This is a genomic window from Streptomyces sp. NPDC047130, assembly GCF_040643475.1.
In the GTDB taxonomy this organism is placed as follows: domain Bacteria; phylum Actinomycetota; class Actinomycetes; order Streptomycetales; family Streptomycetaceae; genus Streptomyces.
The window spans coordinates 284,075-294,660 of the sequence record NZ_JBEYUK010000006.1 but is presented as its reverse complement, the minus strand read 5'-3'; the positions used below and the strand labels follow the sequence as shown (position 1 = coordinate 294,660).

General features: G+C 74.8%; 6 protein-coding genes. 4 read left to right on the top strand and 2 right to left on the bottom strand.

All coding sequences use genetic code 11. The annotated features are described in order from the left end of the window. Nucleotides 1–137 precede the first annotated feature (137 nt). From ABZ836_RS11825 to moeZ, 4 genes are all read left to right on the top strand, one after another. A complete protein-coding gene (locus ABZ836_RS11825; RefSeq protein WP_361141467.1) occupies nucleotides 138–1,757 on the top strand; it encodes a DUF3492 domain-containing protein in 1,620 nt (539 codons plus the stop codon). A gap of 146 nt (nucleotides 1,758–1,903) precedes the next feature. Continuing rightward, nucleotides 1,904–3,028, top strand: a complete 1,125-nt coding sequence (locus ABZ836_RS11820; RefSeq protein ID WP_361141465.1) for a hypothetical protein — start codon at nucleotides 1,904–1,906, stop codon at nucleotides 3,026–3,028. A 154-nt stretch (nucleotides 3,029–3,182) separates the two neighbouring features. Then, the gene (locus tag ABZ836_RS11815) at nucleotides 3,183–4,151 is read left to right on the top strand and encodes an NAD-dependent epimerase/dehydratase family protein (protein WP_361141463.1); all 969 of its coding nucleotides are present in this window, start codon (nucleotides 3,183–3,185) and stop codon (nucleotides 4,149–4,151) included. Between the two features lie 154 nt (nucleotides 4,152–4,305). Beyond that, entirely contained in the window at nucleotides 4,306–5,484 is a 1,179-nt protein-coding gene (gene moeZ / locus ABZ836_RS11810; RefSeq protein ID WP_361141461.1) for an adenylyltransferase/sulfurtransferase MoeZ, read from the top strand. A gap of 130 nt (nucleotides 5,485–5,614) precedes the next feature. Here moeZ and ABZ836_RS11805 read toward each other — a convergent pair whose 3' ends face one another. Together ABZ836_RS11805 and ABZ836_RS11800 are read right to left on the bottom strand one after the other, a co-directional pair. Further along, nucleotides 5,615–7,156, bottom strand: coding sequence for an alpha/beta hydrolase (locus ABZ836_RS11805; RefSeq protein WP_356130378.1), 1,542 nt, complete (start codon nucleotides 7,154–7,156; stop codon nucleotides 5,615–5,617). A gap of 157 nt (nucleotides 7,157–7,313) precedes the next feature. Continuing rightward, nucleotides 7,314–10,187 (bottom strand): lysylphosphatidylglycerol synthase transmembrane domain-containing protein, encoded by a 2,874-nt coding sequence (locus ABZ836_RS11800; RefSeq protein ID WP_361141459.1) that lies wholly within the window; start codon nucleotides 10,185–10,187, stop codon nucleotides 7,314–7,316. Between the last annotated feature and the right edge of the window lie 399 nt (nucleotides 10,188–10,586).

Sequence of the window (10,586 nt, the reverse complement as noted above, 5' to 3'; positions counted from 1 at the left end):
CCGCCTGCATCGGCTCCATCAGGTGCGAGTGGAACGCGTGCGAGACGGTCAGCCGCTTCACGCGGACGCCCTCGGCGCGCCTGTCGGCCGCAGCCTTCCTTGGCGGCCGTTCACTGGCGGAGATCGGGGATGTACGCGTGCGCATCGGATTGCTGACGGAGGGTGGTTACCCGTACGCGAGGGGTGAGGCCAGGCTCTGGTGCGACCGCCTGGTGCGCGGGCTGGGGCAGCACGAGTTCCGGCTGTACGCGCTCAGCCGCGGCCGGGACCAGGAGCGGGCGGGCTGGGTCGACCTGCCCGCCCAGGTCACCCAGGTGCGCACCGCCCCGCTGTGGACGGCGGAGGTCGACGGCACCTGGTACGGCCGCCGCGCCCGCCGCCGCTTCGCCGAGCACTACGGCGACCTCGCCGCCGGGCTCTGCGCCGGCCCCGCCGGGGCGCCCGGGCAGGGCGAGCGCTCCCGCGAGGAGGCGGACCGTTTCCGCTCCGCGCTCTACGGCCTGGCCGAACTCGCCCGCGAACAGGGCGGAATGGTCGCCGCGCTGCGCTCCGAGGAGGCCGTGCGCGCGCTGGAGCGCGTCTGCCGCGCCCCGGGCGCCCCGCGGGCGGCGCGCGAGGCGCGGGTGACCGATCTCCTGCTGGTCGGCGCGCACCTCGAGCAGGCCCTGCGCCCCCTCTCGCTCGACTGGTACCAGGAGGGCGAGCTGGGTTCCGTCGACCTCTGCCACGCCGCGGCCGGCGGACTCGCCGCCCTCCCCGGGCTGCTGGCGCGCCACTTCCACGGCGTGCCGCTGGTGGTCACCGAGTACGGCGTGCCGCTGCGCGCCCACTACCTGGGGTCCGCCGACGCTCCCCCCGCCGTGCGTGCCCTGCTGGCCGCCTTCCACGGCCGGCTCGCCGCCGAGGTGTACCGGAGCGCCGCCGTGCTCACGCCGGGCAACGCCCACGTCCGTCGCTGGCAGGAACGCTGCGGCGCGGACCGCGCGAAGCTGCGCACGGTCTACCCGGGCATGTCCGCGGCGCGGTTCGCCGAGGCCGGGGAGCTCGCCGGGGGGAGGGCGGGGGCGGCCGACGCCCGGATCGAGCCCGGCACGCTGGTCTGGGTGGGGCGGATCGAACCGTCCAAGGACCTGGTGACCCTGCTCCACGCCTTCGCCGCCGTGCGCGCGCGGGTGCCCGGGGCGCGGCTGCGGATCGCGGGATCGGCGCCCGACGCGGAGGGCGCGGCGTACCTGCTGCACTGCGAGGAGCTGGCGGCGCGGCTCTTCCCGGCGGACGCGCCGGTGGAGTTCGTCGACATGGGCGGGCCCGCCGCGCCCGACCTGGCCGAGGTGTACGCGCGGGGCGCGGTGATCGTGCTGTCCAGCGTCGTGGAGGGGTTCCCGGTCAGCGTCGTCGAGGCGATGTTCAGCGGCCGGGCGACCGTCTCCACCGACGTGGGCGCGGTGGTGGAGGTGGTCGGCGGGACGGGGCTGGTGGTGCCGCCCCGGAACCCTCGGGCGCTGGCCGACGCCTGCGCGGCGCTGCTGGGCGACCCGGAACGCCGTGACCGGCTGGGCGCGGCGGCCAGGGCGCGGGCCCTGGAGCTGTTCACGGTGGAGCAGAACGTCGCCGCGTTCCACCGCATCTATCTGGAGGTCGCCGGGCGCTGCCCGGTCCGCCGTATCGCCGAGGCGGACGCCGCCGAGCCCCGCCCGTTCGCGGTGCCGGCCGAGCTGCGGGTCGCCGGGGCCGAGTCCGTGGAGGTGACCGGGTGAACGGTCTGGACAGACGAGGGAGAACCGCCGGAACCGGCGCCCAGGCGGGGCCGGCCGCCCCGTCCCGCGCGTCGGGCGGCGGGCCGGGCGTCGGGTCGGCCGATGGGTCGGCCGGTGGGTCGGGCGGCACGGGCCCGGTGGGCTCCGTGTCCGGGGGCGACCCGGTGAAGGCGCTGATGGCGCGCCACCGGGAGCTGTGCGAACGGGCCGTGGACCCGCTGGAGATCGCGGCCGGGCTGGAGGCGCACGGCGTCACCGACCGCACCGCCGCCCGCTTCCGCCACCGGGACGTGTTCTCGCTGGCCGAGGAGATGTACGCCCGCGCGGCCAGGACCGACGAGGAGGACCCCGCCGCCGGGCCGGCCGCGGCGCAGGGACCGGCGCCCGCCCGGTGGGCGCTGCGCGCGCTGCTGCCCGGCGCGCTCTGCGTGGGCGTGGTGGCCGCCCTGCGGTGGACCGGCGGGGAACTGCGGCTGGTCGTCGGCGCGCTGGGGATGGCCGCCGTCGCCGCCGGCGTGCGCCTGGCGCTCGGCCGGGGGCCGCTGAGCTCCGAGGGCCGCTCCGTGCCCGGTCCCCACGACTGGCGGACCCCGCCGGGCGCGCGGGCCTGGGCCTACCTCCTGGTGGGGTACGCCCTGCTGGGGGACGGGCTGCTGCACGCCGGCCTGATGGGAGGCCCCGACGACCTCCCGGACGGCGCCCCGTACGGCGACTGGCCGATCACCCTGGCGCCGCTGCTGGCCCTCACCCTGTCCTGCGTGCCCGCCGCCCTGAGCGCGCGGCTCTTCCGGTCGGGCGTGGGCCGCAAGCTGACCGGCAGCCGCGGGCTCGAGGAGTTCGCCGCCACGGCCCGCCCCCTGTTGCTGGGCGTCGTCGCCGTCCACCTGGCCGCCGTGTCCGGGCTGTCCGTGCTGTGCGCCGTGGTGCTCGACGAGCACTCCACCCCCGCGGCCACCGCCGCGCTGGGCGCCCTGCTGCTGATCGCCCGCCTGCTGACGGTGCACGGCTTCACCCACGCGCCGGCCGTGGTGCTCCGGGCCGTGGGCTGGGTCGAGATCGCGTCGGTCTGCCTGGTGTTCGCGGGCCGTCTGCCCGGCTGCGACCTCCTCGCCGAACCGGTCGAGACGGTGGTGTCGGTGTGGGGGGAGCACGCCGTCCCGCTGATCGCCTGCGGAGCGGGCGCGCTGGTCCTGCTGGTCCACGCGTGCCGCCGGCTCGCCCTGGCCTCCGCCCACGCGCCGGCGGGTCCCCGGCCGCCGTCCGACCGCTGAGCCGTCCCCGCCCTCCCACCCCGCCCGCACGCGCCCGCCGTCCGCTCCCCCAAATCCCCGCATCCGCATCCCCGCATCCCTGCCTCCCGCACCCCCTGCATCCCGCACCCCCGCACCCCCCTTGAGACCGCCATCAGAAGGAGTACAAGCCGCCATGAGGGTTCTGCTGATCGGAGCCAACGGATATCTCGGCCGTTTCGTCGCCGACCGCCTGCTCGCCGACCCCGCCGTCCAGCTGACCGCGCTGGGCCGGGGCGACGACGCCGACGTCCGGTTCGACCTGGCGGCCGGCAGCCCCGGTGCGCTCACCCGGTTCCTGGACGCCGTCCACCCCCAGGTCGTGATCAACTGCGCGGGCTCCACCCGGGGCGGCGCCCGCGAGCTGACCCGGCACAACACGGTGGCCGTGGCGACCGTCTGCGAGGGCCTGCGGCGCAGCGGCTGCGGCGCCCGGCTGGTCCACCTGGGCTGCGGGGCCGAGTACGGGCCCAGCCAGCCCGGGTCCTCCACGGCCGAGGACGCGGTGCCGCGCCCCGGTGGCCCGTACGGGGTGAGCAAGCTGGCCGCGACCGAGCTGGTGCTGGGCTCGGGGCTGGACGCCGTGGTGCTGCGGGTGTTCTCACCGGCCGGTCCCGGCACCCCCGCGGGCTCCCCGCTGGGCCGGCTGGCCGAGGCGCTGCGCCGGGCGATGCAGTCCGGCGACGGCGAGCTCAAGCTGGGGGGCCTGGGCGTGCAGCGGGACTTCGTCGACGTCCGCGACGTGGCGCGGGCGGTGCACGCGGCGGCGCTCTCGGCCGCCCAGGGCGTGATCAACATCGGGTCCGGCCGGGCGGTGCGGCTGCGGGACGCCGCGGCGGTGCTGGCCCGGGTGGCCGGGTACGGCGGCGCGCTGCACGAGCTGGACGGGCCGCCCGCCGGGATGGTGCGGGGGCTGATCGGCCACCAGCGCACCGACTCCGAGCACCACGCGCCGGCGATGCCGCTCCACCCCTACCCCGACGGGTGCGGGAGCTGGCAGCAGGCCGACGTCCGCACCGCCCGGGACCGGCTGGGCTGGCGTCCGCGCATCGGACTGGAGGAGTCGCTGGCGGACATCTGGATGGAGGCCGCCTGCCGCATCTGACCTGCGGCGGCCGTCCACCGCGGGCGCCGGAGCGGCCTGCCCGGTGACTGGGACGCCCATGTCTCGCGGTTCGGGACGGGTGTCTTGGAATGAAGAAGGGCGTGGCAGTGTTACGGGGAGAACAACCGTACTTATCCCGACCGACGGAGTCCCCGTGTCGTTGCCACCCCTGGTCGAGCCGGCCGACGAGCTCACCGTAGACGAGGTCCGCAGGTACTCCCGCCACCTGATCATCCCGGACGTCGGGATGGACGGGCAGAAGCGGCTGAAGAACGCCAAGGTGCTCTGTGTGGGCGCCGGTGGCCTGGGCTCGCCCGCGCTGATGTACCTCGCCGCGGCGGGTGTGGGCACGCTGGGCATCGTGGAGTTCGACGAGGTCGACGAATCGAACCTGCAGCGTCAGATCATCCACAGCCAGGCGGACATCGGCCGTTCCAAGGCCGAGTCGGCGAAGGACAGCGTCCTCGGCATCAACCCGTACGTGAACGTGATCCTTCACCAGGAGCGGCTCGAGGCCGACAACGTGATGGACATCTTCAGCCAGTACGACCTGATCGTCGACGGCACGGACAACTTCGCGACCCGCTACCTGGTCAACGACGCCTGCGTGCTGCTGAACAAGCCGTACGTGTGGGGCTCGATCTACCGCTTCGACGGCCAGGCCTCGGTGTTCTGGTCCGAGCACGGCCCCTGCTACCGCTGCCTCTACCCGGAGCCCCCGCCGCCGGGCATGGTCCCCTCCTGCGCCGAGGGCGGCGTGCTGGGCGTGCTCTGCGCGTCCATCGGTTCCATCCAGGTCAACGAGGCGATCAAGCTCCTCGCGGGCATCGGCGAGCCGCTGGTCGGTCGCCTGATGATCTACGACGCCCTGGAGATGCAGTACCGCCAGGTGAAGATCCGCAAGGACCCCAACTGCGCGGTCTGCGGCGAGAACCCGACGGTCACCGAGCTCATCGACTACGAGGCCTTCTGCGGCGTCGTCTCGGAGGAGGCCCAGGAGGCCGCCGCCGGCTCGACGATCACTCCCAAGCAGCTCAAGGAGTGGATCGACGACGGTGAGAACATCGACATCATCGACGTCCGCGAGCCCAACGAGTACGAGATCGTGTCGATCCCGGGCGCGCGGCTGATCCCGAAGAACGAGTTCCTGATGGGCTCGGCGCTGGAGGGTCTGCCGCAGGACAAGAAGATCGTCCTGCATTGCAAGACGGGTGTCCGCAGTGCGGAAGTCCTCGCGGTGCTGAAGTCCGCGGGCTTCTCGGACGCGGTCCACGTCGGCGGTGGCGTGATCGGCTGGGTCAACCAGATCGAGCCCGCCAAGCCCGTCTACTGAGCCGGGCCCGATCCGCGTCACCCATGTCCGGAAGGCCCACGGCGCAGCCCGCGCCGTGGGCCTTTCCGCGTTCACGGGACGAGCGGAGGGTTCGCGCCGCGCCGGGGCCGCGGCCGGCCGCGCGCGGGCCTCAGCCGCAGACGGTTCCCGAGCGGGGCACCCTGCCGTCCAGCAGGTAGCCGTTCACCGCGTCCTGCACGCACCGGTCGCCGCTGTCGTAGGCCCCGTGCCCCTCGCCCCGGTAGGTGAGCTCCACGCCCACGCCCGGGCCGAGGGCCTCGACCATCCGCCGGGTGCCCTCGTAGGGGGTCGCCGGGTCGCCGGTGTTGCCGACGACCAGGATCGGCGGCGCTCCCGGAGCGCTGACGTCCGGGTGGTCGGCGGCCCCGGCCACCGGCCAGTCCGAGCAGTTGAGCATCGACCAGGCCAGGTAGTCGCCGAACACCGGCGACGCCTCGCGGAACCGCGGCAGCGCCCGCCGCACGGCGGCGGTGTCGTACCGCGGCTTGTCGTCGGAGCAGTTGATCGCCGTGTTGGCGGCCACCAGGTTGCTGTACTCGCCGCTCTCGTTGCGGCCGTTCATCGAGTCGGACAGGGCCAGCAGCGTCCGCCCGTCACCGTCGTACGCCTCGTCCAGCGCCTGCGTGAGGTACGGCCAGAAGTCCTTCGAGTACAGGGCCTGGGCGATGCCGCCGGTGGCGGCCGTCTCGGTGAGCCGGCGTGGGAACGAGCCGGGCAGCGGGCGCGTCTCCAGGTCGTCGAGGAGCCGGGCGATGCGCCGCTTGACGTCCTCGGCGTCGGTGCCGATCGGGCACGCCTCGTCCGGCTGGGCCGCGCAGTCCTCGGCGAAGTTGTCCAGTGCCCGCTGGAAGCCGCGGGCCTGGCCCAGCGATCCCTGCTCCGGGTTCTGCGTCGGGTCGACGACGGCGTCGAAGACGGCCCGGCCCACCCGCTCGGGGAACAGGTGCGCGTAGACGCCGCCCAGTTCGGTGCCGTACGAGATGCCGAAGTAGTGGAGCTTGTCGTCGCCGAGCAGTTCGCGCATCAGGTCCATGTCGCGGGCCGCGTCGGTGGTGCGGACGTGGGGGAGGACCTCGCCCGAGTTCTCCTCGCAGGCCTCGTTGAAGTCCCGCAGCCCCCTCTCGTACTCGGCGCGTTCCTGGGCGTCGTCGGGGGTGCCGTCCTTCTGGAAGAAGGCGTCCAGCCGGCTCGCGTTCTCGCACTCCACGGGCTCGCTGCGGCCCACCCCGCGCGGGTCGAAGCTGACCAGGTCGTAGCGGGTGCGCAGCTTCTCGTACTCCTGGCCGAAGGCGGGCAGGGTCGTGACTCCGGAGCCGCCGGGGCCGCCGAAGTTGAAAATCAGGGAGCCGATGCGGTCGCGCTCGCCGCCGGTGGAGCGGACCCGGATGAGCTGGATGCCGATGGTCTCGCCCTCGGGCTCCGACCAGTTCAGCGGCGCCCGCATGGTGGTGCACTGCCAGACGCCGTCACGGGGCAGCGGGGACGGCGAGGCGCCGCCGCCCTGGGCGTCGGAGGGGGCCGGGCAGTCTTCCCACTCCAGCGACTGCTCGCGCACGTCGCCGTCCTCCCCGCCGCACGCCGTGAGGGCTCCGGCGGCGATGACGGCCGTGGTCAGCAGGGCTGCGGTGCGGGTCCGGGAGGCGAAGGGCATGCCGCCATGTTCCTGCGCCCCCCGCAAGGCCGCGCGGGTTCGGGACCCGTCCGGGTTACCCGGCGCGGTCGGAGCGCGTGCGGGTGTTCCGGGTGCGGCCGGGGCGCGTGCGGGTGACCCGGCGCGCTCGGAGTCCGTGCGGACGACCCGCGTGCGGTCAGAGCGCCTCGCGCCGTGTCAGCTGGCTGAAGCAGAACCAGCCGGGCAGCACCGGGAGCCACAGGGTGAAGAGGCGGAAGAGCAGCACCGCGGGGAACGCGACCTCCTGGGTCAGGCCGATCGCCACCAGACCGATGGTGAGCGTCGCCTCGACCGCGCCGATGCCGCCCGGGGTGGGCGCGGCCGAGCCGAGCGCGTTGCCGGCCAGGAACACCACGGCCACGCTCGCCAGGCTCACGTCCGTCGTCCCGCTGCCGAAGGCCCGGGCCGAGGCGTCCAGGCACAGGACGAAGCACGTGGTCAGCAGGAGCATGCCGCCGATGCCGGTGGCCAGCTTCTGCGGGCGCTGCAGCACGTCCAGCATGCGCGGCACCACGCCCGCGAAGAGCGAGCGGACCCGGGTCGCCACGAACTTCCGCAGGAACGGCACCGAGGTCACCACCAGCACCAGGACCGCGACCGTCAGCAGACCCGCGATCACCGTCCGGGAGGGGGACAGCGACGGCGTCTTCTCGATGCCGGTGAGATAGCCGAACACCAGCAGCAGCAGGATGTGCGCGCCCAGCCCGAAGAGCTGCGAGGCGCCCACGCTGGCCACCGCGAGACCGGGCCGGATGCCCGCCTTCTGCAGGAACCGGGTGTTCAGCGCGACGCCGCCGATCGCCGCCGGGGCGACGATCTTCACGAACGACCCGGCCACCTGCGCGGAGACCGTGCGCCAGAAGGGCACCCGCTCCGGCACGAACCCCAGCAGGGACATCGCCGCCGCCACGTAGCTGAGCGCCGCGAACAGCGCCGCGGCGGCCACCCAGCCCCAGTGCGCCTGCGAGATCAGCGAGGCGAACGGGACGTGGGCCAGCTGGGACACCAGGAAGTAGGCGCCGATCGCGCCCGCGATGATGGTGATCAGCGTGCGGGGACGGATCCGCTCCAGCCGGGCCGGTTCCACCGGGGCCTGCGGACGGATCAGCAGCACCTGGTGGCGGATCTGCGACAGCAGGTCCTCCTCGCGTGCCTCGTCCAGCGCCTCGTCGACGGCCCGCTTGTCGGCCCGCTGCTCCGCCTTGAGCGTCTTGCGGTCCGCGGCCGTCGCCCCGCCGGCGCCCGCCTCGCGCTCGGCGGCGCGCAGCGCCCGTGCCTTGTCGGAGGCCTCCAGCACCGCCTCCCGCTCCCGCTGGGCGCGCTCCCGGCCCAGTCGGCGCAGGGTGGCGCGAGTGGAACGGGTCAGCGCGATCGGCTGCAGCATGGGCAGGCAGTCGGCGACCGCGTCCGGCCCCAGCACGTCCACGGCCGCGGCCACGGCGCGCTGCGCGCCGACGCGCAGGCCCAGCGTGGTCAGCAGCTGCGCGGTGTCCAGCCGCAGCAGCAGGTCGCCCGCGGCGATCTCGCCGCCGCGCAGGTCGGACAGGATCACCGAGCCCGAGGGGTCCACCAGGATGGCGTCGCCGGCCAGCCTGCGGTGCGCGATCCGGCGGGACTGCAGGGCCTTCACCTGGCGCCAGGTGTCGCGCAGCAGCTCGTCGGTGATCTCGTCGTCCTCGAGCTGGTCCAGCGGACGGCCCCCGGTGTGCTCGTACACCAGCATCACGGCGTCCGGACCGAGCTCGGCGGTGGCGATCAGTCTCGGCGCGTTGGCGCCGGCGGCGATGGCGGCGTAGGCCAGCAGGGCCTCCTGCTCCAGCGCCTGGCGCAGCGACTGGAGGCTGCGGCGGGTGGCAGAGCCGCGCAGCGTGAGGTTGCGCCAGACCCGGTAGTAGAAGGCCTGCGCCTGCTGCTCGCGGTCCACCACGGTGACGTCCAGGGGCCGGCCGTCCTCCAGGGTGACGAAGTAGCGGCGGCCCCGGTCGCTCTCCTGGCCCTCTCCCTCCGCCTCCTGGCGGGCCGAGACCGGGCGGAAACCGACGTGCCGCAGCCCGGCCGTCAGGGTGCGCCCGGTGGGCCGGATGTTGGGCGAGCCGACGGCGTAGAGGGTGCCGTAGGCGACGCTCCAGCCGATGAGGATGGTCAGCAGGATGGAGAAGGGGGTGGTGTAGCCGCTGACCAGCATGGAGAACGCGTCGAGGGCCAGCACGATCCACAGGACGGTCCGCCAGCGCGGTCTTCGGGCCAGTCCCACGGCGGTCATGAAGGCGATGACCGGGGCGAGGTAGCCGTGCACCGGGTCGGTGAACGCGGCGGTCGCGCCGCTGCCGCCCGGCGCCAGCTGGGTCAGCGCGTCCTGGATGGCCTGCGGCGCGGCCCGCGCCACCCACAGGTCGGTGGCGAGGGTGACGCCGTGCGCGAGGACCGCGGCCAGCACGCCGTCGGCGATCCGCAGCGCGTCCCGCTTGATCAGCCGCTCCACCGCGAAGGCGACCGGGACCAGCAGGATGGCGATGCTGGACGCCAGTCCGGCCACCTTGATCAGGAAGTCGGGGGCGGCGGTCGTGCCCTCGTTGATGTCCTGCTCGAGTCCGGAGGTGGCGCCCTCGGCGAAGGCTGCGACGGCCAGCAGCACGGCCACGGCCAGCAGGCCGATCAGCAGCCGCATCAGGTCCGAGGGGCGGTGGACACGGGCGGGGAGCAGGGGCTCGTCGCCCGCGACCTCCTCGCCCTGGACCTCTTCGGCCTGGGTCTCGCTGCCTCGGGTCTGTCCGGCCTGGGGTTCGCTGCCTCGGGCCTGTCCGGCCTGGGGCTTCCCGCCCCCGGTCCTTCCGCCGCCGCCGGTCACCGCGAGGGTGGCCCCGCCGCCGAGGGATGCCGCGTCGGTGGCTCCGCCGGGCACGGGGCGGCCGGCCGTGTCACCGTGGGCCGGGGCGCCTTTTCCGGGCGTCCCGGCGAGGGCTCCGCCAGGGGCGCCGTCGGCCTGGTCCGGTCGGGATGCTTCTGTCATGTCTGCTTCCGGGCGTGGCGAGACCTCGGCAGCGCTCTCCGCCTCTTCGGGATGCACGCCCTGCCACTCCTCGGTCTCGTTCTGCTCACGTCTCACCAGTCACCGCCCGCACGATGGTGGCATGCCGGGCAGACCCATGGTGGGGTCAGGGGGCGATCCATGGGCGTGAAATACGCCGCGCACGCCTCCGGGGCACGCCCCGGAGGTGGTCCGGGCGCGCGCGGCGCGGGTCCGGGGACGGCGCGGGCCGGGCGGGGAAGCCGTGCGAGATCGGTGCTGGACCGGTCCGCGAGCGGCGGGGGAGCGGGGCGCGAGGGGTGCGGGGCCGGGTCCGGTGTGGTGCGGGATCGGGGCGCGAGGGGTGCGGGGCCGGGTCCGGTGTGGTGCGGGATCGGGGCG